Origin of the sequence: Bradyrhizobium sp. Pha-3, from assembly GCF_042258325.1 — a bacterium.
In the GTDB taxonomy this organism is placed as follows: Bacteria; Pseudomonadota; Alphaproteobacteria; order Rhizobiales; family Xanthobacteraceae; genus Bradyrhizobium; species Bradyrhizobium elkanii.
Map to the genome: position 1 here is coordinate 4,027,499 of NZ_CP170151.1, position 25,270 is coordinate 4,052,768.

General features: G+C 64.1%; 22 protein-coding genes. 12 read left to right on the plus strand and 10 right to left on the minus strand.

Annotated features, from left to right (window positions below; all coding sequences use genetic code 11):
• Window positions 1–7 precede the first annotated feature (7 nt).
• Both ACE10X_RS18610 and ACE10X_RS18615 read right to left on the minus strand, forming a co-directional pair.
• Window positions 8–3,154 (minus strand): efflux RND transporter permease subunit, encoded by a 3,147-nt coding sequence (locus tag ACE10X_RS18610; RefSeq protein ID WP_375764451.1) that lies wholly within the window; start codon window positions 3,152–3,154, stop codon window positions 8–10.
• Window positions 3,151–4,320 carry an efflux RND transporter periplasmic adaptor subunit gene (locus ACE10X_RS18615; protein WP_038384080.1) on the minus strand — a complete coding sequence of 390 codons (1,170 nt, stop codon included), beginning with the start codon at window positions 4,318–4,320 and terminating at the stop codon, window positions 3,151–3,153. The genes ACE10X_RS18610 and ACE10X_RS18615 overlap by 4 nt, the downstream gene beginning before the upstream one ends.
• A 182-nt stretch (window positions 4,321–4,502) precedes the next feature.
• Between ACE10X_RS18615 and ACE10X_RS18620 the strand changes: the two genes are divergently transcribed.
• The 7 genes from ACE10X_RS18620 to ACE10X_RS18650 all read left to right on the plus strand — a co-directional run bounded on the left by ACE10X_RS18620 (window position 4,503) and on the right by ACE10X_RS18650 (window position 11,196).
• Window positions 4,503–4,964, plus strand: coding sequence for a MarR family winged helix-turn-helix transcriptional regulator (locus tag ACE10X_RS18620; RefSeq protein ID WP_016841339.1), 462 nt, complete (start codon window positions 4,503–4,505; stop codon window positions 4,962–4,964).
• Between the two features lie 126 nt (window positions 4,965–5,090).
• Window positions 5,091–5,330, plus strand: a complete 240-nt coding sequence (locus tag ACE10X_RS18625; RefSeq protein ID WP_028344615.1) for a hypothetical protein — start codon at window positions 5,091–5,093, stop codon at window positions 5,328–5,330.
• A gap of 264 nt (window positions 5,331–5,594) precedes the next feature.
• The gene (locus tag ACE10X_RS18630; RefSeq protein WP_375764452.1) at window positions 5,595–8,162 is read left to right on the plus strand and encodes a TonB-dependent receptor; all 2,568 of its coding nucleotides are present in this window, start codon (window positions 5,595–5,597) and stop codon (window positions 8,160–8,162) included.
• Between the two features lie 20 nt (window positions 8,163–8,182).
• The gene (locus ACE10X_RS18635; protein WP_028334318.1) at window positions 8,183–8,872 is read left to right on the plus strand and encodes a Fe2+-dependent dioxygenase; all 690 of its coding nucleotides are present in this window, start codon (window positions 8,183–8,185) and stop codon (window positions 8,870–8,872) included.
• Between the two features lie 3 nt (window positions 8,873–8,875).
• Window positions 8,876–9,922: a tonB-system energizer ExbB gene (gene exbB / locus ACE10X_RS18640; protein WP_304555799.1), complete on the plus strand. Its 1,047-nt coding sequence runs from the start codon at window positions 8,876–8,878 to the stop codon at window positions 9,920–9,922.
• 3 nt (window positions 9,923–9,925) lie between these two features.
• A complete protein-coding gene (gene exbD / locus ACE10X_RS18645; RefSeq protein WP_038384089.1) occupies window positions 9,926–10,390 on the plus strand; it encodes a TonB system transport protein ExbD in 465 nt (154 codons plus the stop codon).
• 11 nt (window positions 10,391–10,401) lie between these two features.
• Window positions 10,402–11,196, plus strand: a complete 795-nt coding sequence (locus ACE10X_RS18650) for a TonB family protein (RefSeq protein ID WP_038384090.1) — start codon at window positions 10,402–10,404, stop codon at window positions 11,194–11,196.
• Between the two features lie 52 nt (window positions 11,197–11,248).
• On the opposite strand, the gene ACE10X_RS18655 is transcribed toward ACE10X_RS18650, so the two are convergent.
• The 4 genes from ACE10X_RS18655 to ACE10X_RS18670 form a co-directional block, all read right to left on the minus strand.
• On the minus strand, window positions 11,249–12,484 hold the full coding sequence (locus ACE10X_RS18655) for an ABC transporter substrate-binding protein (protein WP_375764453.1): 1,236 nt from the start codon (window positions 12,482–12,484) through the stop codon (window positions 11,249–11,251).
• Between the two features lie 209 nt (window positions 12,485–12,693).
• Window positions 12,694–13,101 carry a hypothetical protein gene (locus ACE10X_RS18660; protein ID WP_038384104.1) on the minus strand — a complete coding sequence of 136 codons (408 nt, stop codon included), beginning with the start codon at window positions 13,099–13,101 and terminating at the stop codon, window positions 12,694–12,696.
• Between the two features lie 102 nt (window positions 13,102–13,203).
• The gene (locus ACE10X_RS18665) at window positions 13,204–13,884 is read right to left on the minus strand and encodes a site-2 protease family protein (protein WP_038384092.1); all 681 of its coding nucleotides are present in this window, start codon (window positions 13,882–13,884) and stop codon (window positions 13,204–13,206) included.
• A gap of 84 nt (window positions 13,885–13,968) precedes the next feature.
• The gene (locus ACE10X_RS18670; protein ID WP_038384093.1) at window positions 13,969–14,871 is read right to left on the minus strand and encodes a DMT family transporter; all 903 of its coding nucleotides are present in this window, start codon (window positions 14,869–14,871) and stop codon (window positions 13,969–13,971) included.
• A 91-nt stretch (window positions 14,872–14,962) separates the two neighbouring features.
• On the opposite strand from ACE10X_RS18670, the gene ACE10X_RS18675 reads away from it, so the two are divergent.
• Window positions 14,963–15,835, plus strand: coding sequence for a LysR substrate-binding domain-containing protein (locus ACE10X_RS18675; protein ID WP_038384094.1), 873 nt, complete (start codon window positions 14,963–14,965; stop codon window positions 15,833–15,835).
• Here the strand turns inward: ACE10X_RS18675 and ACE10X_RS18680 are convergent.
• From ACE10X_RS18680 to ACE10X_RS18695, 4 genes are all read right to left on the minus strand, one after another.
• Window positions 15,832–16,578 carry an SDR family NAD(P)-dependent oxidoreductase gene (locus tag ACE10X_RS18680; RefSeq protein WP_038384095.1) on the minus strand — a complete coding sequence of 249 codons (747 nt, stop codon included), beginning with the start codon at window positions 16,576–16,578 and terminating at the stop codon, window positions 15,832–15,834. The genes ACE10X_RS18675 and ACE10X_RS18680 overlap by 4 nt on opposite strands.
• A 12-nt stretch (window positions 16,579–16,590) precedes the next feature.
• Window positions 16,591–17,325 carry an SDR family oxidoreductase gene (locus tag ACE10X_RS18685; protein WP_038384096.1) on the minus strand — a complete coding sequence of 245 codons (735 nt, stop codon included), beginning with the start codon at window positions 17,323–17,325 and terminating at the stop codon, window positions 16,591–16,593.
• Window positions 17,326–17,438: 113 nt separating this feature from the next.
• Entirely contained in the window at window positions 17,439–19,277 is a 1,839-nt protein-coding gene (locus ACE10X_RS18690) for an IlvD/Edd family dehydratase (RefSeq protein ID WP_038384097.1), read from the minus strand.
• Between the two features lie 212 nt (window positions 19,278–19,489).
• On the minus strand, window positions 19,490–20,518 hold the full coding sequence (locus ACE10X_RS18695) for a LacI family DNA-binding transcriptional regulator (RefSeq protein ID WP_038384098.1): 1,029 nt from the start codon (window positions 20,516–20,518) through the stop codon (window positions 19,490–19,492).
• Window positions 20,519–20,724: 206 nt separating this feature from the next.
• On the opposite strand from ACE10X_RS18695, the gene ACE10X_RS18700 reads away from it, so the two are divergent.
• The 4 genes from ACE10X_RS18700 (at window position 20,725) to ACE10X_RS18715 (ending at window position 25,246) form a co-directional block, all read left to right on the plus strand.
• Complete coding sequence (locus ACE10X_RS18700) at window positions 20,725–21,792, plus strand: ABC transporter ATP-binding protein (protein WP_028334988.1); 1,068 nt, start codon at window positions 20,725–20,727, stop codon at window positions 21,790–21,792.
• Window positions 21,793–21,868: 76 nt separating this feature from the next.
• Window positions 21,869–23,188, plus strand: a complete 1,320-nt coding sequence (locus ACE10X_RS18705) for an ABC transporter substrate-binding protein (protein WP_038384099.1) — start codon at window positions 21,869–21,871, stop codon at window positions 23,186–23,188.
• 109 nt (window positions 23,189–23,297) lie between these two features.
• Complete coding sequence (locus tag ACE10X_RS18710) at window positions 23,298–24,257, plus strand: carbohydrate ABC transporter permease (RefSeq protein ID WP_038384100.1); 960 nt, start codon at window positions 23,298–23,300, stop codon at window positions 24,255–24,257.
• A gap of 65 nt (window positions 24,258–24,322) precedes the next feature.
• Complete coding sequence (locus ACE10X_RS18715; protein ID WP_038384101.1) at window positions 24,323–25,246, plus strand: carbohydrate ABC transporter permease; 924 nt, start codon at window positions 24,323–24,325, stop codon at window positions 25,244–25,246.
• Window positions 25,247–25,270: the final 24 nt, after the last annotated feature.

Below are 25,270 nucleotides of genomic sequence, written 5' to 3' on the forward strand. Positions count from 1 at the left end.
AGTCAAGTCACTCGGCGGCCTCCTTGACCGATCCATGCTCGCCGTCGTCAGCGTCGTGGTCGGCGGGCGGCGAGCGGCCCCAGTTTGCAAACGCGTTGGAGAGCTTGTCGAGATAGAGATAGACGACCGGCGTCGTGAACAGCGTCAGCGCCTGGCTGACGATCAGGCCGCCGACCATGGCGTAGCCGAGCGGCTGGCGGATTTCCGAGCCGGTGCCGGTCCCGAGCATCAGCGGCACGCCGCCGAGCAAAGCGGCCATCGTCGTCATCATGATCGGGCGGAAGCGGAGCAGGGCGGCCTGGCGGATCGCCGCCACCGGCTCCATGTGCTGGTCGCGCTCGGCCGCGATCGCGAAGTCGACCATCATGATGCCGTTCTTCTTCACGATGCCGATCAACAGGATGATGCCGATCAGCGCGATCAGCGAGAAGTCGAAGCCGGCCGCCATCAGGATCGCGAGCGCGCCGACGCCGGCCGACGGCAGCGTCGACAGAATCGTGATCGGGTGGATGTAGCTCTCATAGAGAATGCCGAGGATCAGGTAGACGACCACGAGCGCCGCGAGGATCAACAGCGGCACGGTCGACAGCGATTGCTGGAACGCCTGCGCGGTGCCCTGGAAGCTCGAGCTCAGTGTCGGCGGCGCGCCGAGGTCGACCATCGCCTTCTGCACCGCTTCCGTCGCCTGGCCGAGCGCAACACCCTGCGCCAGGTTGAACGAGATGGTGATCGCCGGGAACTGGCCCTGATGGCTGATCGAAAGCGGCCGGACCGGCACGCTGGTCCAGGTCGCGAATGTCGAGATCGGCACCTGTTCGCCGGTCAGCGGTGACTTGATGTAGATCTTGTTCAGCGTGTCGATCGCGCCCTGCAGCTCCGGCAGCACCTCGAGGATCACGTGGTAGCTGTTGAGCTGGGTGAAGTACTGCGTCACCTGGCGCTGGCCGAACGCATCATAGAGCGTGTCGTCGATCAGCTGCGGCTGGATGCCGTAGCGCGAGGCTGTGTCGCGGTTGATCTTCAATTCGAGCGTGGTGCCGTTGGTCTGCTGGTCGGTGGCGACGTCGCGCAGCTGCGGCAGCGTCTGCATCTTGCCGAGAATCTTCGGCGCCCATTCGTTCAATTCGGCGAGGTTGGCATCCTGCAGCGTGAATTCGAACTGGGTGCGGGTCGGGCGGCCGCCGAGGCGGACGTCCTGCGCCGCCTGCATGAACAGCCGGGCACCCTCGACCTTCTCCAGCTTCGGCCGCAGCCGGGCGATGACCTGCTGTGCGTTGGCGTCGCGATCCTTCAGCGCCTTCAGCGTGATGTACATCGCGCCGTTATTGCCGGCGCGGCCACTGCCGCCGATCGCCATCGCCACCGTCGCCACCGCGGGATCCTGCATGACGATCTTGCCGAGCTCCTCCTGCTTGCGCTTCATGTCGGCAAAGGAGATGTCCTGGTTGGCTTCCGAGGTCGCGGTGATCAGGCCGACGTCCTGCTGCGGGAAGAAGCCCTTCGGGATGATGACGAACAGGTAGACCGACAGCGCCAGCGTCCCGAAGAAGATCATCAGCGTCGTGAACTTCCAGCGCAAGGCGAGGTCGAGCACGCTCTGATAGCCGCGCAGCATGGCGTCGAAGCCGCGCTCGCTGAGCTGGTAGAACCGGCCGTGCTTCTCGTCATTGTGGGCGCGCAGGAAGCGCGAGGCCATCATCGGGGTCAGCGTCAGCGACACGAACATCGAGACGAAGATCGTCATCGCCAGCACGACCGCGAATTCGCGGAACAGGCGGCCGATGATGCCGCCCATCAGGAGCAGCGGGATCAGCACCGCGACCAGCGAGATGCTGATCGAAACGATGGTGAAGCCGATTTCCTGCGAGCCCTTGAAGGCGGCAGCCATCGGCTTCTCGCCCTCTTCGATGTAGCGGCTGATGTTCTCCAGCATCACGATGGCGTCGTCGACCACGAAGCCGACCGCGATCGTCAGCGCCATCAGCGACAGATTGTCGAGCGTGTAGCCGAACACCCACATCAGCGCGCAGGCGCCGAGCAGCGCCAACGGCACCGTGACCGTCGGGATCACGGTCGCCCAGAAACTGCGCAGGAAGACGAAGATCACCATCACGACCAGGAAGATGGTCAACAGCAGGGTGAACTGGACGTCCTCGACCGCCGCGCGGATCGTGGTGGTGCGGTCGCTGATCACGTCGATCTTGATCGCCGGCGGGATCGCTGCGACCAGCCGGGGCAACGTCGCCTTGATCTTGTCGACGGTGTCGATGACGTTGGCGCCGGGCTGCTTGAAGATGACGAGGAATACGCCGCGCTTGCCGTTGGCCCAGGCGGCCTGCTTGGCGTCCTCAGGCCCGGTGACGGCCTGGCCGATGTCACGGATCCGCAGCGGCCCGCCGTTGCGGTAGGCGATGATGACGTCGTTCCACGGGCTCGCCGTGAGCAACTGGTCGTTGGCGTAGATGGTATAGGCGCGGGTGGCGCCGTCGATATTGCCCTTCGGACTGTCGACGGTGGCGATGTTGATCGCGGCGCGGACGTCCTCCAGCGACAGGCCCTTGGCGACGAGCTTGGCAGGATCGATCTGAACGCGAACCGACGGCTTCTGCTGGCCGCCGATGATGACCTGCGCAACGCCGGAGATCTGGCTGATCTGCTGCGCCAGCTGGGCGTCGACGGCGTCGCTGACCGTCGTCAGCGGCAGCGTGTCCGATGTCGCCGACAGCAGCATGATCGGCGAGTCGGCCGGGTTGACCTTGCGATAGGTCGGCGGCGAGGGAAGGGTTTTCGGCAATTGGCCGCTGGCCGCGTTGATGGCGGCCTGCACGTCATTGGCGGCGCCGTCGATGCTGCGGTTGAGATCGAACTGAATGGTGACCGACGCCGTGCCGAGATAGCTCGTCGAGGTCATCTGCGCGATGCCCGGGATCTGCGCGAACTGGCGCTCCAGCGGCTGAGCGACCGAGGTCGCCATCGTTTCCGGGCTGGCGCCGGGCAGGGTCGCGGTGATCTGGATGGTGGGGAAGTCGACCTGCGGCAGCGGTGCGACCGGCAGCAGCGGATACGCGACGAGGCCGACGAACAGGATGCCCGCCATCAGCAGCGAAGTGCCGATGGGGAAGCGAATGAATGGTGCGGAAATTCCGGCGCTCATTCCTGCGTAACCTTCGACTGGGACGGATCCGAGCTCGCCACCGCCGTCGTCACCAGGGTTCCCGGCGAGACCTTGTACTGGCCCGCGGTGATCACCTGCTGTCCGGGCGACAGGCCCTCGTCGATCACCGACTTGCCGTCGATCGACTGGCTGACCTTGATCTTGCGAAGCTCGGCCTTGTTCTCCTGATTGACTGAATACGCGTAGAGGCCTTCGGTGCCATGCTGCACCGCGTCATCCGGGACGACGGTGGCATCCTTCAAGGTTCTGACCAGAAGCCGGGTCGAGACCGACTGGCCCGGCCACAGCGCGTGGTCCTTGTTATCAAACACCGCCTTCAGCCGGACAGTCCCGCTAGTGGTGTCGACCTGATTGTTGATCAGCGCCAGGGTTCCGGTGGATAGCACCCGCTTGCCGTCGGTGGTCAGGGCAATGGTCTTGGGCGGCGCCACGGCCAGCGCCGCCTTGATATCCGGCAGCTGGTCTTCCGGTGCGGTGAAGATCACCGTGATCGGCTCGATCTGGGTGATCGTGACAATGCCGGTCTGGGCCGAGGCATTGACGATGTTGCCGATATCGACCAGTCGCAGGCCGACAATGCCGTCGATCGGGGACTTGACGGTGGTGTAGTCCACCTGGGTCTGGGCGTTGAAGATGGCGGCCTCGTCAGCCGATATCTGGGCGGTCAGCTGGGCTACCGTGGAGCGCTGGGTGTCGAGCTGCTGGCGCGTCGCGAACTCGCCGAGCTTGGTGTAGCGCTGCAGGTCGAGATTGGCGTTGGCGAGATTGGCTTCGTCCTGGGCCTTCTTGGCCTTGGCCTGGTCGAGCGTCGCCTGATAGGGCCGCGGATCGATCTCGACCAGCGTGTCACCCGCCTTGACGAACTGGCCTTCCTTGAAGGCGATCCTGGTGATCTGGCCATCGACCCGGGTGCGGACCTGGACGGTGTTGAACGCCTGCACGGTGCCGAGGCCGGTGAGATAGACCGGGAAGTCGGCCTTCTCGACCGGCGAAATCTTGACCGGAACGGCCGGGCGTTGGGCGGAGCGCTTCTGCGCGGCTTCGGCGGCCTGCTGGTTGCTCGTGTGTTTCTGCCAGCCGAAATAACCGGCGGCGCCGACCGCAGCGATCACTAAAACCCAACCGATGGTGCGTGACTTCGACATGCGGACTCTTGGGTTCGACGTAACAATAAAGGGTGATCGAAACGGTTCACAGAGCTTGCGGATATAATATGCGTGCACTTAATGTGTAAACACACCAAGGCTTGAGAATCCTAAACATTTGGAAAGGTTTAGGTCAGAAACGAGCAGAAACATTTCGTCTGGGAAACGCACCGAGGACCCCTATGTCGCTCGATCTCAAACGCCAGTTTATTGCGCAGCTCGTCGAGAGTTCCCGGCTGCTGCGCAATTATATCGATCATCGCGCCAAGGCGCGAGGCACCACGCGCGCGCAATGGATCGTGCTCTTCCGCCTGCGCGAGCAGGAGGGACTGTCCCAGGTCGATCTCGCCGACGTCCTCGAATTGCAGCCGATCTCGCTGGTGCGGCTGCTCGACCGCCTGGTCGAGCATGGCTTGCTCGAACGGCGTCCCGATCCCAGGGATCGCCGTGCCAATCGCCTGTTCCTGACCAGGAGCGGGCGCCGCCTCGTCGACGATCTCGACAGTTTGCGCGACGCGATCGCCGGCGACGTGTTGCGCGACGTCTCGGACAAGCATGTCGAAAGCGGCCTCGCCACGCTTCGCGAGGTCAAGGATCGCATCAAGGCGCTCGGCGAGGAGGCGGAGCGCATCGCTGCGAAATAGCGCATGTCATCGCGACCAGATCCGGCTCTCCATCGGTTCATCTGTTGCAGCTTGCGCGAGCCGGTTGAAACGTCGCGGGATGTCGTTCATATCGCGCAGCGACGATGCGAGAGGATGAGGGCCGCGATGGATGAGTTGAACGGGCGCATGATGGCATGCCAGATCCTGGTCACCGGATTGATCGCGCGCGTCGCCAACGAGCAGCGGGACCCGCTGCGTTTTCTCACCGACTTCCGCGACGAGATCAAAGCGGTCGTCAACGGCGTCAATATCGCCGGCCTCGAAAACAGCGACCGCGTGCGGCAGGTCGCGCAGCGGACGATCGACGAGCTGTTTTCGCTGATGAAGCCACCAAGCGCCGAGTGATCGGGTGGACGCACGCATGGACAGCGCCCCGCAAGCGGCGGTCAATGGCGGGCGGCACCGATTTAGAACGATTATTAGAACGCTTAAAAACTACAGTTTAGAACGATTTCAAACCGCAGATTAGAATCGCTTTGAATTGGGGCGATTCAAGCCAACTGTTGCGGTCGTCGCATTGATAAAAAAAGTCACGCTCGATAACCGAAAGAGACAGTTCGTCGCAGCTTGATTTCGCGAGCGGGCTGACTTTTCTGGGGCGAGCAAGACATGAGCAATATGAAGGCGCCGAGATCGCTGCGCTTTGATGCAGCGATCGGTTCGGCTGATGACACCGGTTATTCCGCCACGAAGGTCTCCGCAGTCGCGAGCCTGATCGCGGTGGCGTCGTTTTCGGGGGCCGAAGCGCAGCAATCCAACCTGCCGCCGGTGAATGTCGATGCCCCGGTCGCTCGCCAGCGGCCCGTGACGTCAAAGCCCACGTCGAACCAGGTCCGCGCCCGCAACGCGCTGCGCCGCGCCGCGCGCCGCAACAACCAGCAGGCCCAGCAGGCGCCGGTGCCGTTTCCCAACGCCGGCGGTCTTCCCGCCGACCGCGATCCCTATGCGGATCCGGCCGCGCCGTACAAGGGCGACCGTTTGCAGTCGTCCGGGAAATATCCCGAGCCAATCCTGAACACGCCGAAATCGGTCACGGTGCTGACCAAGGACGTGCTCGAAGACAAGAACGCCACATCGCTGAAGTCGGCGATCCTGTCGACGGCCGGCGTCACGCTCGGCACGGGCGAGGGCGGCAATGCCTTCGGCGACCGCTTCTTCATCCGCGGCTTCGACGCACGCAACGATATCTTCATCGACGGCGTGCGCGACTCCGGCGTCAGCGTCCGCGAGAACTTCTTCACCGAGCAGGTCGAGATCCTGCGCGGCCCGGGCTCGTCCTTTGCAGGGCGCGGCACCACCGGCGGCGCGATCAACATCGTCACCAAGCAGGCGACGACGCAGAACAGCTTCTACAACATGGACACCACGTTCGGCACCGATCGCACCAAGCGGGTGACGCTCGACGTCAACCAGGTGATCAGCCCGACGCTGGCGATCCGCGCCGGCGGCCTGTTCCAGGATGCCGGCGTCGCCGGCCGCAGCTATGTCACCGACGACCGCAACGGCGCGTTCGTCGCCGGCACGTGGAAGCCGGTCGACGCGGTGAAGATCACCGGCAACTACATTCACACCGAGCTCACCGGCATCCCGGATTTCGGCGTGCCGTACTACCGGCCGAGCACCGCGAGCACGGCCGGCGGTCCGTTCCCGGACTTCGGCGTCAATCGCAATAATTTCTACGGCTTCGTCAACCGCGACTTCTTCAGGACCGGGCAGGACATCGGCACGATCAACGCCGAGGTGCAGATCACGCCGGACCTCGTGGTCAGCAACAAGATCCGGGAATCGCGTTCGACCCAGAACTACATCGGCACGCTGCCGGAAGCCCCGACGCTGGCCGCCGGCGCTCCGTTCACGGCGTATACGCTGAGCGCCAATCCGCAAAGCCGCTACCAGGTCACCGACGTGTTCGCCAACCAGACCGAGGCGACCTACAAGTCGGTCGACGGCCTCGGCTTCAAGCACACGACGACGGCCGGCGTCGAATACGACAACGAGCGGTCCTCGATCGACAGATATCTCGGCCTGAGCTCGGAAATAACGACCGGTACGTCGGCTTTCACGGGAAGCGGATCGCTCTCCGGCGTCAGCGTGTTCAATCCGCAATATACCAACATTCCGTTCCCGATTCCGTCGGGGCTGTCCGGGATGCCGACCAAGATCGGGATCGACACCACCAGCGGCTACATCATGGATACCGCGAACTACAATGACTTCGTGATCCTCAATGGCGGTATCCGCTACGACGACTACAAGATCAACACGTCGGGATATCTGACGTCGGGCAACAGGACGACATTCGGTAGTCAGTCGGCCGACTTCGGGATGCCGAACTTCAATCTCGGCGTCACATTGAAGCCGTTGCCGAACGGCAGCGTTTATGCGGCCTATGCGACCTCGTCCAACCCTGTCGGCGCTGAATTCGACGGCACCAGCACTGCGTATGGCGGCCTGTCTCCCGTGCTGAACGGCGGCAATACCCAGATCTTCGGGCCGGAAAAGAACAAGGCGATCGAAGTCGGCACCAAGTGGGAATTGTTCGATCGTCATCTGCTGGTGACGGCGGCGCTGTTCCAGACCGAGAAGGAAAATGCGCGCGAATCGCAGAACGTGAACAACGCAACCGCGGCCGCAGCGCTCGGCTGCTCCTATCCGACCGGGACGACCGGCAACATTTCCTGCATCACCGCGGGCGCGGCTTACCGCATCCGCGGCATCGATCTCGGCGTCGGCGGCAAGATCACCGACAAATGGAGCGTGTTCGGCGGTCTCGTGCTGATGCAGTCGGCAGTGACGAGGTCGCTCGCGCCGCCGGCCAACACCATCCTGTATTCCAGCAATGTCGGACTGCCGCTCGCCAACGTCGCGCATCAGTCGTTCAGCATGCTGACCAAGTACCAGCTCACCGACATGTGGGAGCTTGGCGGGCAGGCGGTGTACCGCTCGAAGGTCTATGGCGGCACGCTGCTCGCGGCGAACCAGGGCACCTCGATCCCGAGCTACTGGCGCTTCGACGCCTTTGCCGAAGCAAAGATCGACAAGCACTGGACGATGAAGCTGTTCGTCAACAACATCTTCGACAAGCGCTACTACGACGCGCTGTACCAGAGCGCGGCGCCGTTCGTGCTCGAAGCGCCGGGACGCGCCGCGTATCTGGTTGTTTCTGCGCGTTACTGACGGAGGCTTCGCGGCGACAGATGCTGGTCTGTGTTCCCAACGTATTGAGCAAGGCTGATGTGGCGGACTTCCGCCGCATCATGGCGCAAGCCGAATGGGAGGACGGCCGCTCGACCGCCGGCGCCGCGTCCGCGATGGTCAAGCGCAACGAGCAGCTGCCGCCCGACAGCGAGGTCGCGCGGCAGCTCGGCAACCGCATCCTGTCGGCGCTGTCGGCGAGCCCGCGCTTCATTTCGGCGGCGATCCCCCTTAGAATCTTTCCACCCTTGTTCAACCGCTATGCCGCCAGCGACGGGCACCATTTCGGCCTGCACGTCGACAATGCGGTGCGCGGCGACAGGCTGACCGGGATGAGGATCCGCACCGACCTCTCGGTCACGCTGTTTTTATCGGAGCCGGAGGACTACGATGGCGGCGAGCTCGTCATCGAAGACCTCTACGGATCCCACGAAATCAAGCTGCCGGCGGGCGATCTGGTAGTTTATCCTGCTTCCAGTTTGCATCTGGTCACGCCGGTCACGCGGGGGACGCGGGTAGCGTCTTTTTTCTGGCTGCAGAGCATGGTACGGGATGCACACGCGCGCAGCCTGATCTTTGATCTCGATACAGCGATCCAGGCTCTGGTGGAGCGGCTGGGGCGCGATGACCCCGAAACGGTCAAATTGACCGGGATTTATCACAACCTGATCCGTCACTGGGCTGAAGTGTAACTGATGATGACATTCAAGTTCCCCGCTGCATCCGCCATGATCGCCTCGCTGGCGATGCTGATGCTGGCCGCGCCGTCTTCGGCGCAGCAGCAAACGGCGCCTGTAGCGCAGCCCGCGCCCGTGACCCGGCCTCAGCCCACACCCACGGCCCAGCCGGCGGCAGCCCAGCCTGCGGCTGCTGCCCAAGCCGCGCCGGTGGCCGCCCAGCCGGCACAAGCGGCGCCGCAGGCGCAGGCCGCGCCGGCCCCTGCCGCGGCAGCTCCGGCTCCGACGGCGAACGAGGCCTCCCTGGCTGTGCCCGCGAGCGGCGACGGCAAGTCGCTGAAGTCGACCTCGACCGGCCTGCACGAATTGTCGCCGTGGAATATGTTCTTGAACGCCGACATCATCGTGAAGGCGGTGATGCTCGGTCTCGCTTTCGCCTCGCTCGTGACCTGGACCGTGTTCATTGCCAAGATGGTCGAGCTGACCGTGGCGCAGCGCAAGCTGCGTGGCGCGCTGGCCAAGATCGCTGAATCGCGGTCGCTGGCCGAAGCGCAGTTCGCGCTCGGCGCCAAGGGTAGCGTGCTGTCGTCGTTCATCGCGGCTGCGATGCGCGAGGGGCGCCTGTCGGCGGGCATCTCGAGCGACAGCGGCATCAAGGAGCGCGCCGCGTCGAGCTTCGCCGAGATCGTGCGCGCCGAAGCCCGCAAGATCCGCATCGGCATGGGCCTGCTCGCGACCATCGGCGCGACGTCGCCCTTTGTCGGCCTGTTCGGCACGGTCTGGGGCATCATGAACAGCTTCATCGGCATTTCGAAGTCGCAGACGACCAACCTTGCCGTGGTGGCGCCGGGCATCGCGGAAGCGCTGCTCGCGACCGCGATCGGTCTCGTCGCGGCGATCCCGGCCGTGATCATATACAACCACTTCTCGCGCGTCACGAAGGTCTATCTCGAGCTCGTCAACCGCGCCTCGGGCGCCGCGGGACGGCTCTTGTCGCGCGATCTCGACCGCACCCATGGTGACGTTCCGCGCGGCGCGCATGCGCGCACCGCGGCGGCGGAGTAAGCGATGGCGGTCTCGATCTCCGAGAATGATGGCGACGACGATTTCGCGGAATCGCACGAGATCAACGTCACGCCGTTCATCGACGTCATGCTGGTGCTGCTGATCATCTTCATGGTGGCGGCACCGCTCTCGACCGTCGATCTTCCGATCGATCTGCCGACCTCCAGCGCGACGCCGCAGAAGAAGCCAGACAAGCCGACCTATCTCAGCATCAAGCCGGATCTGACGCTGGCGATTGGGGAGAACGCGGTGAAGCGCGTCGACCTGGTCAATTCGCTGGATGCCATACCCGACATGAGCCGGGACAAATACGTGTTCCTGCGGGCCGATCGGATGGTACCCTATGGCGAGCTGATGGGCGTGATGGAGCTGCTGCGCGCCGGCGGCTACACGCATGTGAAGCTGGTTACGCTTGAGGGCGTTCCGGGAGCGCCCGCGGCCGCGCAGGCCGATCCTGCCAAACCCTGACGGCGAACGCGATGTCCACCAACCCCGATCTCGATCTGCGGACCTCGAAGCGGCTCTGGGTGATCGCTGCCGTGACGGCGGTCGGGCTGCATCTGGGCGGTGCCGCGCTGGCGCTCACCAATTTGCGCGGCGACGACGGCGACGAGGGGCTCGGCGCTGCCGGCGCGGAGTACGCCGTCGAGCTGGCTTCCGCGGATGCGACCGAAGAGGCCTTACCGCCCGGACCGCTGGCTGACGACCAGCAGGCTGTGCAGGAAATGGCGCAGCAGAAGGCCGAGGTGAAGGACACCGACCTGCCTCAGGAAAAGCCGGTGGAGTCCGACGACCCCGATCGCATCGTGACGGAAGACACCGCCAAGAAGCAGAAGGAGGAGGAGGCCAAGGTCGCCAAGGTCGAGACCAACGCGCAGGAAGCGCAGCAGGCCTCGGAGGCGGCCGCGCCGACCAAGCTGGAGGACGCGCGTCAGTCGGAAACCACCAAGGCACCCAACCCAGGCATCGGCAAGGACAAGCTGCTGCTGACCGCCAAGTGGGGCAAGAAGATCAGCGCTTATCTCGACCTGCACAAGAAATTCCCGGAGAAGGGTAAGGCCAAGGAGGCCAAGGTGAAGGTCGCCCTGGTGCTGAATCGTCTGGGCAAGGTGCTGTCGGTTGCCGTGCTGGAATCGTCCGGAGATGCCGCCTTCGACGACGCGGCGATCTCGATGGTCCACCGTTCCGATCCAGTCCCGGCACCGCCGGCCGACCTGACCGACGATCAGTTCTCCTTCAGCCTCGACGTCAACTACAACAAGCCGAAGAAGTAGCCGTTGTCCTTCCGGGGCGCGACGAAGCCGCGAGCCCCGGAATGACGCTGTCTCAGCTCTTCTTCACCAGCGGGCAAACGCTCTTCTCGAGCGGCAGCCAGGCCTCATCCGCGGGGATGGTGGCGACCAGCTTGTAATAGTCCCACGGATATTTCGAGTCCGACGGCTTCTTCACCTCGAACAGATAGGCGGGGTGGATCTTGCGGCCGTCGACGCGGATCGAGCCCTTGCCGAACAGGGGATCGTCGGTCGGCAGCTCCTTCATCTTGGCGACCACGGCGCGACCGTCATGCGGATTGCCGCCGAGCGCTTCCAGCGCCTTGAAATAGTGGATCAGCGACGAATAGACGCCGGCCTGCACCATGGTCGGCGGGTTCTTCTTGAAGCGCTCCATGAAGCGCTTGGTGAAGGCGCGGGTCTGGTCGTTCATGTCCCAGTAGAACGTCTCGGTGAAGTTCAGCCCCTGCGCGACGTTGAGGCCGAGCGCGTTGATGTCGGTGATGAACAGCAGCATGCCGGCAAGCCGCTGGCCGCCCGAGACGATGCCGAATTCCGCGGCCTGCTTGATCGCGTTGGTGGTGTCGCCGCCGGCATTGGCAAGGCCGACGATCTTGGCCTTCGAGCTCTGCGCCTGCACCAGGAACGACGAGAAGTCGGCATTGTTGAGCGGATGCTTGACGCTGCCGAGCACCTTGCCGCCATTCGCGGTGACCACCGCCGAGGTGTCGCGCTCGAGCGCCTGGCCGAACGCATAGTCCGCGGTGAGGAAGAACCAGGTGTCGCCGCCGGATTTCACCAGCGCCTTGCCGGTGCCGTTGGCGAGCATGTAGGTGTCGTAGACCCAGTGTACCGTGTTCGGAGAACACTGCGCGCCCGTGAGGTCGGACGAGGCGGAGCCCGAGTTCAGGTTGACGACGTTCTTCTCCTTCGAGAGGTTGGCAATCGCGAGCCCGACATTGGAGGCCGCGAGATCGACGAACACGTCGACCTTCTCGACGTCGATCCACTGCTTGCCGATGTTGACCGCGACATCGGGCTTGTTCTGGTGATCGGCCGAGATCAGATCGATCTTCCAGCCCTTCGCCAGCAGCCCGGAATCCTCGATCGCCATCTGCGCCGCCACCGTCGAGCCGGGACCGCCGATATCCTGATAGAGGCCGGACTGATCGCCGAGCGCGCCGACCTTTGCGACCTTGTCCATCGTCTGCGCCGACGCACCGCCGCAGAACGCAAGACTCGTGGTCATGACCAAGGCCGTCGTGACCGAGGCTGCAATGGAACGCTTCATCTTCCCTCCAGTATGATTTTGTTTTTTTGAGTTCCGCATTATGCCCGGCATCGGGCGCATCGCCTAGAGCACCGGCGCGATCGCCCGTGCGCGATATTCCACGCCACGGCGATTGCGCAGCCGGTGACGCGCGACGCGATGCCGCGGCGTGCGGAGGTCGATCATCAGACGCGGATAGGGTGAAGCGCGGACGGCGCTATTTCCAGGCGCTATTTCCAGTAGTACCGGATCGCGACGTAGATCACGACGAGGCAGGCGAAGATCAGCGCCACCGGCATCGGACGCTTGGCGTTCGGGTCGGAGGCGCTCGCCTTCTTGGCGGGCAGGCGGCGGAACGCCGTGACATTGCCACTGTCGGCCACCGGCTCACGCGCGCGCGCCGGAACCTCCGGCGCTTTGCCGGCGCCGCCCATCTCGACATAATAGGTGCGATACATTTGCTGGATGGTCGCCTCGCCGGCGTCGGCTTCGCTCATCTGTCCCAGCAGCTTGTTGTAAATGGCCAGGAAATTCTGCGCTTCGGGCGGCAAGGCGGAGGCGCCGTTCAGCTTCGCCATCATCTTCCAGGTCGCAAAGTCGGCCCGCGCGCGGGTGTCGGCGCGTCGTGCAATCAGCATATCGGCAGCTTTGATCACCATGGCCTCGAAGCGTTCCCGTCCTCAACGCACGACCCGGAAGAATGGCTACCGGTTTTCCGGTCGGATCAGCGCAAATCAAGGCTATGTGTTTCCGGTAATGAGGAGAAGGGCGTTGATTACATAGCCGGTCAGAGTTCGCAGTATCGTTGAAATAACATCAAGATTTAGGCCGACTTGCTGGCCGATCACCGGCAGCAGGATCAACAGCCCGATCAGGATCAGCATGCCGTAGGGCTCCAGCCGGGCGAGCGGGATCGCCAGCGGCCTTGGCAACAGCCCGACCGCGACCCGGCCGCCGTCCAGCGGCGGGATCGGCATCATGTTGAAGATCGCGAGCACGATGTTGATCAGGAAGGCGTTTTTCAGGTTGTCCGCGGTCCATTTTGCGGCATCGGCCGGCACCAATGGCAGCGCGTGGAATGCCAGCGCCGCAGCGATCGCCAGGATGATGTTGGTGGCCGGGCCGGCCAGTGCCACCCACACCATGTCGAGCTTGGGATGATTGAGCTTGCGGAAGTTCACCGGCACCGGCTTGGCATAGCCGAACAGGAACGGCGAATGCGCGAACAGCAGCACCGCGGGCAGGATCAGCGTGCCGAACGGATCGATATGCTTCAGCGGGTTGAAGCTGACGCGGCCGAGCTGCCAGGCGGTGTCGTCGCCGAGCCGGTGCGCGACAAAGCCGTGTGCGGCTTCGTGAAATGTGATCGCAATGACCACCGGCAATACCCAGACGGAGATGTCATACAGGGAAATGTTCAATGGCTTGCCGCCTCGGGTTCGCTGGGACCGGACCTCAGGCTAGCACGGATTCGCTGAGGGCCTTGCTGGCGAGCGTTGCCGCAGTCAGCGCATGTCGGGGGCGACCGCGTGCGCCAGGGGCGGCTGCGTGGTCGCGATCCAGATGCCGGCGAAAACGGTGACGATGCCGGCCACAAGATTCCAGCTCAACGGCTCGCCGAGCAGCGCTGCGCCGACCAGCGATGCCGCGATCGGATTGACGGTGACCGAGATCGCGACCCGGGTCGGGGTCGTCCGCTCCAGCGCGAGGGCCCAGAGATAGAATGTGAGCGCAGCGCCGAACGCGCCGAGATAGATCGCGCCGAACCATTGCGGCGCGCCGAAATCGGCAACCGGCGCAAAACTGCCGCGCAGCAGCGACGCTGTTATGAGCACTACGGCCCCGGCCGCCATCGCGAGCGTGGTGAAGGGGATCGGGCCGGAGCGGCGGACATAGGGTTTTGACCAGATGCTGTAGAGCGCCATGCACAGCGCGGCCGCGACCATCAAGAGGTCGCCGCGCCAGGCGCCACGTGGCGCCGTGGCGAGGCCGGAGAGCAGCGCCATCGAGACGCCAAGGATGGTGATCAGTACGCCGACGGTTTTGCGCGCGGTGAGCGCTTCGGCGCCAAGCGCCGCGCCGACCAGCATGGTCAGCAGCGGCAGTGTCGACAGCGCGAGCGCGCCGCGCGCGGCGGTGGTGAAGATCAGCGAGGCGTTGAACAGGACCGGAAACGCCGCAAAGAACAGCAGGCCGAGGCCGGCAACGCCGAACCAGTCGTGCCGCGTCGGCCAGCTCCGGCGTTGCAGCAGTGCCAGCGGCAGCAGCAGCAAGACGCCGATGCCGAAGCGGAACGCGCCGATCGCCAGCGGATCGATGGCGCCGACCAGAAACCGCGTCGCCCCGATCGAAGTGCCGCCCAGCGCGCTCGATGCCACCGCCGCCAACACGCCCCAGATCTCGCCCATTCCGTTGCCCCTTGGTTTCGCTTGCGCAATCTAGGGACCGAGACATAATCAGGGAATGGAATAGATTTGATCGACTAAATCACATATCGTTATGAGGGCGCCCATCCTGGACCCGGATCTTCTGCAGGCCTTTGTCGCGGTGGCGGAGCATCGCTCCTTCACCCGCGCGGCCTCGGCGCTGAACCGGACCCAATCCGCCGTCAGCATGCAGGTGAAGCGGCTGGAAGAGCGGCTGCAGGCCGAACTGTTTCACCGCAGCACGTCCAGCGTCGATCTGAGTGCGGCAGGCGAGGGATTGCTTGGCTATGCCCGTCGCATTCTGAGCCTCAACGCGGAGGCGGTTGGCCGGGTGCGCGCGCATGGCACGGATGGACGGGTTCGCCTTGGCGTGATGGACGACTATGGGACGATGATCGTCCCGCCGCTGCTCAAGGAGTTCATCGCCAGCTATCCGCTGATCCATGTCGAGATGGAGACGGGGCTGACGTCGACGATGACCGACCGGCTCGGCGAAGCCTATGACCTTGTGATCGCGATGCACCCCGAGGGACGCGGCGAAGGCGAGTTGCTGCGCACCGAGCAGGCGGTGTGGGCCGCGAGCGCCGCGCATCGCGTCGAAGCGCTCGATCCGCTACCGGTCGCGCTCTATCCGCAGGGCTGCCTGTTCCGGAGTTGGGCGATGCAGGCGCTGGACGAGGCGAACCGGCCGTGGCGGCTCGCCTTTGTCAGCCACAGCCTGTCCGCGGTCGAGGCGATCGCGGCGCAGGGCCTCGCCGTGACCGTGGTCAAGTCGGGGACTTTTCCGCCGACGCTGCGTCGGCTGACCGCGCGCGACGGCATGCCGCGGCTGCCGCGGGCCGAGATCCGCCTGCATCGCGCGCAAAACCTGTCGCACGCGGCGTCACTCCTGGCCGATCATCTCGTCGCGGCGCTGCGCCAGCCGGCGAGGCGAGCGGCGATTTAATAGGTCGCGCGTCCGCCGGAGATGTCGAACACCGCGCCGGTGGAGAAGGCGCAGTCTTCCGACGCCAGCCACGCCACCATCGAGGCGAGCTCCTCGACCTGTACGAAGCGGGCTTTCGGGATCTTCGACAGCATGAAGTCGATGTGCTGCTGGGTCATCTGGTCGAAGATCGCGGTCTTCGCCGCGGCCGGCGTCACCGCATTGACCAGGACGTCGTGCTGCGCGAGCTCCTTGCCGAGCGATTTGGTGAGCGCGATCAGGCCCGCCTTCGACGACGAATAATGCGCGGCGTTCGGATTGCCTTCCTTGCCGGCGATCGAGGCGATGTTGACGATGCGGCCGTATTTGTGGCCGATCATGGTCGGCACGATCGCCTTGCAGCAGATGAAGGGACCCTCGAGATTGATGCGCATCACCCTGCGCCAGTCGTCGAGATCGGTTTCCCATACCGGCTTGTTGGCTCCGGTGATCCCGGCGTTGTTGACGAGAATGTCGATCTTGCCGAACGCCCGCAGCGTTTGATCGCGCGCGGCGTCGACCGCGTCGGGATCGGTGACGTCGGTCCTGATCGCGATCACGTTCTCGCCGATCGCCCGCGCGGTCTTCTCGGCCAGCGGCTGGTCGAAATCCCAGATCGCGACCTTGGCGCCCGACGCGACAAAGCGCTCGGTGATGGCGCGGCCAAATCCCTGCGCGCCGCCGGTGACGACGGCACAGCGGCCGTTGAGATCGATCTTGTTCATGTTGCCTCCCGATTAGAGCGTCCAGCCGCCGTCGATGACATGCGCGACACCTGTGGTGAACGAGCTTTCGTCGCTGGCAAGATAGACGGCGAGCGCGGCGATTTCCTCGGCGGTGCCGAGCCGGCCCATCGGCTGGCGCGCAACGAACATCTCGCGTCCCTGCGGGCCGGCAGCCGCCGCACGCTCAAGCATCGAAGGCGTCTCGATGGTGCCGGGGCAGATGCAGTTGCAGCGGATGCCCTTGGTGATGAAGTCGGCCGCGACCGAGCGCGTCAGTGCCGCAACCGCGGCCTTGGTGGCGCTATAGACGTAGCGGTTCGGCGCCGCCTTCACCGCGCCGGCGGCGGAGGCGATGTTGACGATGGCGCCGCCGCCCTGCGCCAGCATGCCGGGCAGGAAAGCGCGCGTGGTGCGGTGCATCGACTTGACGTTGAGGTCGAAGGAGAAGTTCCAGTCGTCGTCCGAGCACTCCAGCACCGTGCCGTGATGCACGAAGCCCGCGGCATTGAGCAGGATGTCGGTCTTGCCGGCGCGTTTTGCAATTGCCTCGACCGCTGCGGTGTCGCGCACGTCGAGCTTTGCAACCTCGGCGACGCCTTCCTGCTTGAGCAGCGCAAGCTTGCCTTCGTCGATATCGGTCGCGAACACGATCGCGCCCTCGCGGGCAAAGGCCAGCGCGCAGGCGCGGCCGATGCCGACGGCCGCTGCGGTTACGAATGCGCGTTTGCCCTTCAGGCGGTCTGACATGCGTTTCTTCCTTCTTTGGCGATTTGCAGTGTCATGCGCGGGCTTGACCCGCGCATCCATCTTTCGAAGAACGATGGATTGCCGGGTCGAGCCCGGCAATGACGGTTTGCGTCCTAGTGATTGTCGCGCGCCACGCCGACCTTGCCGGCGATATCGTGGTAGCGCGTCGCGAGCTCGAGGCAGGCGCCGGTCGCGTGCTGGCCGACGGTCTTGCGATAGAGCTCCTGCCACGGCGTCTGGTTGGCCGGATGCGGGAAGCCGCCCTTGGCCTTCAGCTCGGCGCGGCGGGTGCGCAGCTCATCCTCCGAGATCATGATGTTGGCGCTGCCCTTGTTGAGGTCGATGCGCACCTTGTCGCCGGTCTTCAGGATCGCGAGCCCGCCATCGGCGGCGGCCTCGGGCGAAGCGTTGAGGATCGAGGGCGAGCCCGAGGTGCCGGACTGCCTTCCGTCGCCGATGCAGGGCAGGGACAGGATGCCGCGTTTGATCAGCGCCGCGGGCGGCTGCATGTTCACGACCTCGGCGCCGCCGGGATAGCCGATCGGGCCGGTGCCGCGGACGAACAGGACGCAGTGCTCGTCGATGTCGAGCGCGGGATCCTCGATCCGCGCGTGATAGTCCTCCGGACCCTCGAACACGATGGCGCGGCCCTCGAAGGCGTTGAGGTCCTTCGGGTTGGACAGATAGCGGTCGCGGAATTCCTTCGAGATCACGCTGGTCTTCATGATCGCGGAATCAAAGAGATTGCCGCGCAGCACGATGAAGCCGGCGTCCTTCACCAGCGGCTTGTCGTAGCCCCAGATCACGTCGCCGTCGGGCTGCGGCGCTTCCTTGCAGTTCTCGCCCATGGTGCGGCCGTTGACGGTGAGGGCGCCTTCGTGGATGCGCTTGTGCTTGATCAGCTCGCGCACCACCGAGGGCACGCCGCCGGCGCGGTGATATTCCTCGCCGAGATAGAAGCCGGCCGGCTGCATGTTCACCAGCAGCGGGACGTCATGGCCGTATTTCTGCCAGTCGTCGATCGATAGCTCGACGCCGACATGGCGCGCCAGCGCATTGATATGGATCGGTGCATTGGTCGAGCCGCCGATCGCGGAGTTGACCACGATGCAGTTCTCGAACGCCTCGCGCGTCAGGAAGTCCGACGGCTTCAGGTCTTCCCAGACCATGTCGACGATGCGCTTGCCGGTCTCGTAGGCGATCTGGCCCCGCTCGCGATACGGCGCCGGGATCGCCGCGCAGCCCGGTAGCGAGAAGCCGAGCGCTTCCGCAAGCGAGTTCATGGTGGAGGCGGTGCCCATCGTGTTGCAATGGCCGACCGAGGGGGCCGAGGAGGCCACGATCTCGATGAATTGCTCATAGTCGATCTCGCCGGCGGCGAGCCGCTCGCGCGCCTTCCACACCACGGTGCCGGAGCCGGTGCGCTGGCCCTCGTGCCAGCCGTTCAGCATCGGGCCGCCCGACAGCACGATCGCCGGCAGGTTGACGGTCGCCGCCGCCATCATGCAGGCCGGCGTGGTCTTGTCGCAGCCGGTAGTCAGCACCACGCCGTCGAGCGGATAGCCGAACAGCACCTCGACCAGGCCGAGATAGGCGAGGTTGCGGTCGAGCGCCGCGGTCGGGCGCTTGCCGGTCTCCTGGATCGGATGGGTGGGAAACTCCATCGCGATGCCGCCGGCGGCGCGGATGCCCTCGCGGACGCGGTGTGCGAGCTCGAGGTGATGCCGATTGCAGGGCGACAGGTCGTTGCCGGTCTGCGCGATGCCGATGATCGGCTTGCCCGACTGCAATTCCTCTCGCGTCAGGCCGTAATTAAGGTAGCGCTCGAGATAGAGCGCGGTCATGCCCGGATTGTGCGGGTTGTCGAACCATTCCTGGGAGCGGAGCCTGCGGCCCTTGCCCTTGCTGGTCGCGCCTGCGGCGTTGTGCCCGTTGGTGGGGGGTTTTGTCATTGGTTTCTCCCGCAATGCAAACTCTGGTGGGCCCATTCAAGGGCTCTGGTTCAACGTCGTTGCTACCTTGCGCAAATCGCCGTGCATTACAAACCCGACCGATCACGCACAGGTGTTTCGTGTGATGGATTGGACCTTAGTTGAAGGGGCTTGGTTGCGCTATCATTTTATCTTTTTTCGCGTCCCTTGTGACGGCCAGGTGCCGGGCGACGTCAATTGCGTCGCGCCGAGCTTTGCCGTTCCATGACACTGAAGCCGAGATCGACGACGGGTTCGGCGGGCCGGCGCCCTTCCAGCGTCTCGATCACCATCACGGCAGCGTTTCTGCCCATTTCATAGCGATTGGTGCGCACGCTGCTCAGCGTCGGCTCGCTCGACGCCATGAATTCGAGGTCGTTGAAGCCGACGATCGCCATCTGCTCCGGCACCGCCATGTGCCGGCGCTTGCACTCGAACAGCGCGCCGAGTGCAAGGTCGTCATTGACGCAGAACACGGCGTCGATGTCGGGCGCCTTGGCGAGCAGGTCGGCAAACAGCGTCCCGCCGAGCGTGACCGAGGTCGGGATCGCCGTTGTCACAATAAGCTGTGGATCGAACAGCGCGGCTTCCGTCATCGCAAAGCGATAGCCGTCGAGCCGGCGCTGCACCCGCGGGTCCATCCGCGCGCCGAGGAAGCCGATCCGCCGATAGCCCTGCGCGAGCAGGTGGGCGATCGCCGCTTTCGCGGCGTCAAAATGCGAGAATCCGATCATCATGTCGATCGGGGAGGGACCGACCTCCATGATCTGGACGATCGGACAATCGACCGTCTCCATGATGCCGCGGGAATCGGCAGTCTGGTTGATGCCGGTAATGATCAGCCCGGCGGGCTTCTGTGCCAGAAACAGACGCAGCAGGCGCTCTTCCTGCAGGATGCTGTAGCGGGTGTTGGCGAGCTGAATGCTGTAGCGACTGCCGTCGAGCGCGTCATAGATGCCGCGCAGCACGTCGGAGAACACGTTGTTGGTCAGCGACGGGATCAGGACACCGATCACCTCCGTGCGCTGCGACGCAAGCGCGCGTGCCGCGAGATTGGGCACGTAACCGAGTTCTTTTGCCGCACTTTCGACCCGCGCCCGCTTGCCGGCCGAAAGTGCTTCCGGATTCCTGAAGAACCGTGAGGCCGTAATCGGACTGACACCGGCGAGCTTCGCGACTTCGGCGAGCCGGATCTTGCCTGGCGTGATGCGCTTTCGGGCCATTTGCCGCTCATATCACGACGTTTGTCGCAGACAAACTGATATTGACAGCGCTACCAAGCGATTGCTAATCGAACGATTGCCAAAACCGGATAAACTGCGGACAATAACGCCAGTCCAACAGCGCCGCGCACCCAGCGCGGCCGGAACAAAACAGAGCGGTGGCGGCACTCGTCGTACGTCGTCGGGAACTTGAGGGAGGGAAGTGGATGTCGTCGGTCCAGATTCGCGACGTGCGGAAATCGTTCGGCAATTTCGAGGTCCTGCACGGCGTGTCGATCCCGATCGAGGACGGCGAGTTCGTCGTTCTGGTCGGCCCTTCCGGCTGCGGCAAGTCGACCCTGCTGCGCATGCTGGCGGGGCTCGAGAACATCACTTCGGGAACGATCTCGATCGGCGACCGCGTCGTCAACAATGTCCAGCCCAAAGAGCGCGACATTGCGATGGTGTTCCAGAACTACGCGCTCTACCCGCACATGACGGTCGCCGACAACATGGGCTTCTCGCTCAAGCTGCGCGGCGCCAAGCCCGAGGAGATCTCGACCGGCGTCAAGCGCGCCGCGGAAATCCTTGCGCTGACGCCGCTGCTCGAGCGCTATCCCCGCCAGCTCTCCGGCGGCCAGCGCCAGCGCGTCGCGATGGGCCGCGCCATCGTGCGCGATCCCCAGGTGTTCCTGTTCGACGAGCCGCTGTCGAACCTCGACGCCAAGCTGCGTGTTGCGATGCGCACCGAGATCAAGGAGCTGCACCAGCGGCTGAAGACCACGACCGTCTACGTCACCCACGACCAGATCGAGGCCATGACCATGGCCGACAAGATCGTCGTGATGCATGACGGCATCGTCGAGCAGATGGGCTCGCCGCTCGAGCTCTACGACACGCCGGCGAACCAGTTCGTGGCCGGTTTCATCGGCTCGCCGGCGATGAATTTCCTCAAGGGCAATGTGAAGGTGAACGGCGCCGCCTATTTCGAGGGACCGAACGGCGTCAAGCTGCCGCTGAAATCGGCGCCGGCCAATTCCGACGGCCAACCCGCGGTCTACGGCGTGCGGCCCGAGCACTTCACCATCGCCGATGACGGCGCCGAGGCCGAGATCGTGGTGGTCGAGCCGACCGGCTCGGAGACCCAGGTGTTCGCCAAGCTCGGCGGCGAGCAGGTCGTCGCCGTGTTCCGCGAGCGCCATCTGTTCAACCCGGGCGACAAGGTTCGGCTCAAGCCGGATCCGTCGCTGGTCCATCTGTTCGACGATTCGACGGGGAAACGACTGAACAGCTGACGGACCGATCGATCTTAATGGCCGACCAACAGGCCAGATCAAAAACAACAAAAACACAATCATAGGGAGAAGGACGATGCACGATTTTACTCGCCGCTCGCTACTTCAGGGCGGCACGGCGCTGGCTGCAACCGGCATGCTCACCGGGCCGGCGCTGTTTGACTTCGCCAAGGCCTGGGCGCAGAGCGCGCCCTGGAAGGCGGAGCCCGGCGCCAAGCTCACCGTGATGCGCTGGAAGCGCTTCGTGCCGTCGGAAGACGATGCGTTCAACGCCATGGTCGCGGCCTTCAAGTCGGCAACCGGCACCGAGATGAATGTGTTCTCGGAATCCTTCGAGGACGTGCAGCCGAAGGCCTCGGTCGCCGCCAACACCGGTTCGGGCCTCGATCTGGCATGGGGCCTGCACACGCTGCCGCAGCTGTTCCCGACCAAGGTCCTCCTGATGAACGATGTTGCCGATTATCTCGGCAAGAAGTACGGCGGCTGGACCGAGGCCGCCGCCACAACCTGCAAGAAGGGCAATGACTGGCTGGGCATTCCCGTCGCAACCGTCGGGGGCTATTTGACTTATCGCAAGTCGGCGGTTGAGAAGGCCGGCTTCAAACAGGTGCCGTCCGACTTCCCGGCCTATCTCGAACTGTGCAAGGCGCTGAAGAAGAACAACACGCCCGCCGGCTTTGCACTCGGTCATGCCACCGGGGACGCCAATGCCTGGGTGCACAACATCCTCTGGGGCTTCAACGGCTGGACCGTCGACAAGGACGACAAGGTCATCATCAACTCGCCGGAGACCATGAAGGCGCTGGAATACGCCAAGGCGCTGTCGGAGACTTTCATCCCGGGTGTCGCATCGTGGAATGACTCCTCCAACAACAAGGCGTTCCTGTCGGGCGAATTGTTCCTGACCTCGAACGGTATCTCGATCTACATCGCTGCCAAGGACGATCCGAGCAAGAAGGATCTCGCCGACGATATCGACCACGCGCTGTGGCCGGTCGGGCCGATCGGCAAGCCGACCGAGCTGCAGCTCGCGGTTCCGATCCTCGCGTTCAACTTTACGAAGTATCCGAACGCGGCAAAGGCCTTCGTCGCCTTCATGCTGGAGAAGGAGAATTACGACAAGTGGCTGACCGGCGCGCGGGGCTATCTGACCCACACGCTCAACGCCTATGACTCCGCGCCAGTGTGGACGGCCGACCCGAAGAACGCGGTGTTCGGCCAGGCCTCGAAGCGCGCGCTGCCGGCCTCCGGCATCGGCACGCCCGGCGAGAAGGCCGCGACCGCGATCGCCGACTTCATCGTGGTCGACATGTTCGCGAACTACTGCACCGGTGCCAAGGACGGCAAGGCCGCGATGGCGGAAGCCGAACGGCAACTGAAGCGTATCTATCGCTGATGTGATGGACGCGGGCGGCGGAGCGCCGCCGCCCGCGTCATCATTGGAATGCCATCATTGGAATATTGCGTAGTCATGCTCAATCCGTTGAGCAATCGGGACATCGCCTATGGCTGACATCGCCCTTGCTCCGCGACGTGCGAAGACCGAAATCCGCGAAGCGACCGCGTGGGATCAGCTCCGCCACAACAAGAACTGGCTCGGCTTCTGGTTCATGTTGCCGGCGATGGCGTTCCTGGTCTTCTTCCTGGCCTATCCGCTGGGGCTCGGCATCTGGCTGTCCTTCACCGACACCCGCATCGGCCGCGTCGGTCATTTCATCGGCACCGAAAACTATGAATGGCTGTGGGACGACGCCATCTTCTGGCTGTCGGTCTTCAACACGCTACTCTACACCTTCATCGCGAGCGCCGTGAAGTTCGCGGTCGGGCTCTATCTGGCGCTGCTGCTCAACGAGCGCATGCCGTTCAAGGCGCTGTTGCGCGCCGCGGTGCTGATCCCCTTCATCGTGCCGACCGTGCTGTCGGCGCTGGCGTTCTGGTGGATCTTCGATTCCCAGTTCTCGATCATCTCCTGGTCGCTGAAGCATCTCGGCCTGATCACCCAGAACATCAATTTCCTCGGCGACACCACCTGGGCCCGGATCTGCGTGATCTTCGCCAATATCTGGCGCGGCGTGCCGTTCGTGGCGATCACGCTGTTGGCGGGCCTGCAGACCGTGCAGCCGTCGCTGTATGAGGCGGCGACGTTGGATGGCGCCTCGCGCTGGCAGATGTTTCGCTACATCACCTATCCCTTGCTGACGCCGATCATCGCCGTCGTGATGACGTTCTCGGTGCTGTTCACCTTCACCGACTTCCAGCTGATCTGGGCGATGACCCGCGGCGGCCCGGTCAACGCCACTCATTTGATGGCGACGCTGTCGTATCAGCGCGCGATCATCGCGGGGCAGCTGGGCGAGGGCGCCGCGATCTCGAGCGCGATGATCCCGTTCCTGCTTGCTGCGATCATGGTGTCATGGTTCGGCCTGCAACGCAGGAAGTGGCAGCAGGGAGAGAGCAATGACTGATCTCTGCCGCTTCACGGGTTTCTTTGCGCGAACGGGGCAAGCCCCGCGCGCGCTGGGAGAGAGCAATGACTGATCTTCCCGCCTCCAAGGTCGACGTCAAGAGCATCCTGTCGACGCCGTCGCGCGTCGACAACAGCGAGGGCATGAGCTACCTGCAGTCGGTGCCGCGGCGGATCGTGACGCTCTACATCCCGCTGTCGATCATCGTGATCATCCTGCTGTTCCCGTTCTATTGGATGGGGCTGACGGCGATCAAGCCGGACGAGCAGCTGCTCGATCTCGACAAGTACAATCCGTTCTGGACCTGGAATCCGACCTTCAAGCACATCCACAAGCTGCTGTTCGAGAGCTACTATCCGCACTGGCTCTGGAACACGATGTATGTGGCGGTGGGCGCCACCGTGCTGTCGATCATCGCGAGCGTGCTCGCGGCCTATGCGATTGTGCGGCTGCGCTACAAGGGCGCCAACGTCGTCGGCGGCCTGATCTTCCTGGCCTATCTGGTGCCGCCGTCGATCCTGTTCATTCCGCTCGCGACCGTCGTGTTTCAGTACGGCCTGTTCGACTCGCCCCTGGCGCTGATCCTGACCTATCCGACGATCCTGATTCCGTTCTCGACCTGGCTGTTGATGGGGTATTTCAAGACCATCCCGTTCGAGCTCGAGGAATGCGCGCTGATCGACGGCGCCAGCCGCTGGCAGATCCTGATCAAGATCGTGCTGCCGCTCGCCGTCCCCGGCCTGATCTCGGCCTTCATCTTCTGCTTCACGCTGTGCTGGAACGAGTTCATCTATGCGCTGACGTTCCTGCAATCGACCCCCAACAAGACCGTGCCGGTCGCCATCGTCAACGAATTCGTTGACGGTGATATCTATCGCTGGGGGTCCCTGATGGCAGGGGCGCTATGCGGCTCGCTGCCGCTGGTTATTCTTTACGCGTTCTTCGTAGAGCATTATGTCTCGGCGATGACGGGTGCCGTGAAGGAATGAGCGCGCAAGGCCCGCAGCTGAATT

What these genes read in the sequence shown, in the direction of transcription:
- ACE10X_RS18625 (WP_028344615.1), top strand. Translation starts at nt 5,091, where the DNA reads ATGGATGAGTTGAACGGGCGCATGATGGCATGCCAGATCCTGGTCACC.
- ACE10X_RS18650 (WP_038384090.1), top strand. Translation starts at nt 10,402, where the DNA reads ATGTCCACCAACCCCGATCTCGATCTGCGGACCTCGAAGCGGCTCTGG.
- ACE10X_RS18705 (WP_038384099.1), top strand. Translation starts at nt 21,869, where the DNA reads ATGCACGATTTTACTCGCCGCTCGCTACTTCAGGGCGGCACGGCGCTG.
- ACE10X_RS18630 (WP_375764452.1), top strand. Translation starts at nt 5,595, where the DNA reads ATGAGCAATATGAAGGCGCCGAGATCGCTGCGCTTTGATGCAGCGATC.
- ACE10X_RS18670 (WP_038384093.1), bottom strand. Translation starts at nt 14,871, where the DNA reads ATGGGCGAGATCTGGGGCGTGTTGGCGGCGGTGGCATCGAGCGCGCTG.
- ACE10X_RS18680 (WP_038384095.1), bottom strand. Translation starts at nt 16,578, where the DNA reads ATGAACAAGATCGATCTCAACGGCCGCTGTGCCGTCGTCACCGGCGGC.
- ACE10X_RS18675 (WP_038384094.1), top strand. Translation starts at nt 14,963, where the DNA reads ATGAGGGCGCCCATCCTGGACCCGGATCTTCTGCAGGCCTTTGTCGCG.
- ACE10X_RS18615 (WP_038384080.1), bottom strand. Translation starts at nt 4,320, where the DNA reads ATGTCGAAGTCACGCACCATCGGTTGGGTTTTAGTGATCGCTGCGGTC.
- ACE10X_RS18710 (WP_038384100.1), top strand. Translation starts at nt 23,298, where the DNA reads ATGGCTGACATCGCCCTTGCTCCGCGACGTGCGAAGACCGAAATCCGC.
- exbD (WP_038384089.1), top strand. Translation starts at nt 9,926, where the DNA reads ATGGCGGTCTCGATCTCCGAGAATGATGGCGACGACGATTTCGCGGAA.
- ACE10X_RS18695 (WP_038384098.1), bottom strand. Translation starts at nt 20,518, where the DNA reads ATGGCCCGAAAGCGCATCACGCCAGGCAAGATCCGGCTCGCCGAAGTC.
- ACE10X_RS18655 (WP_375764453.1), bottom strand. Translation starts at nt 12,484, where the DNA reads ATGAAGCGTTCCATTGCAGCCTCGGTCACGACGGCCTTGGTCATGACC.
- ACE10X_RS18635 (WP_028334318.1), top strand. Translation starts at nt 8,183, where the DNA reads ATGCTGGTCTGTGTTCCCAACGTATTGAGCAAGGCTGATGTGGCGGAC.
- ACE10X_RS18660 (WP_038384104.1), bottom strand. Translation starts at nt 13,101, where the DNA reads ATGCTGATTGCACGACGCGCCGACACCCGCGCGCGGGCCGACTTTGCG.
- ACE10X_RS18620 (WP_016841339.1), top strand. Translation starts at nt 4,503, where the DNA reads ATGTCGCTCGATCTCAAACGCCAGTTTATTGCGCAGCTCGTCGAGAGT.
- ACE10X_RS18685 (WP_038384096.1), bottom strand. Translation starts at nt 17,325, where the DNA reads ATGTCAGACCGCCTGAAGGGCAAACGCGCATTCGTAACCGCAGCGGCC.
- exbB (WP_304555799.1), top strand. Translation starts at nt 8,876, where the DNA reads ATGATGACATTCAAGTTCCCCGCTGCATCCGCCATGATCGCCTCGCTG.
- ACE10X_RS18690 (WP_038384097.1), bottom strand. Translation starts at nt 19,277, where the DNA reads ATGACAAAACCCCCCACCAACGGGCACAACGCCGCAGGCGCGACCAGC.
- ACE10X_RS18700 (WP_028334988.1), top strand. Translation starts at nt 20,725, where the DNA reads ATGTCGTCGGTCCAGATTCGCGACGTGCGGAAATCGTTCGGCAATTTC.
- ACE10X_RS18610 (WP_375764451.1), bottom strand. Translation starts at nt 3,154, where the DNA reads ATGAGCGCCGGAATTTCCGCACCATTCATTCGCTTCCCCATCGGCACT.
- ACE10X_RS18715 (WP_038384101.1), top strand. Translation starts at nt 24,323, where the DNA reads ATGACTGATCTTCCCGCCTCCAAGGTCGACGTCAAGAGCATCCTGTCG.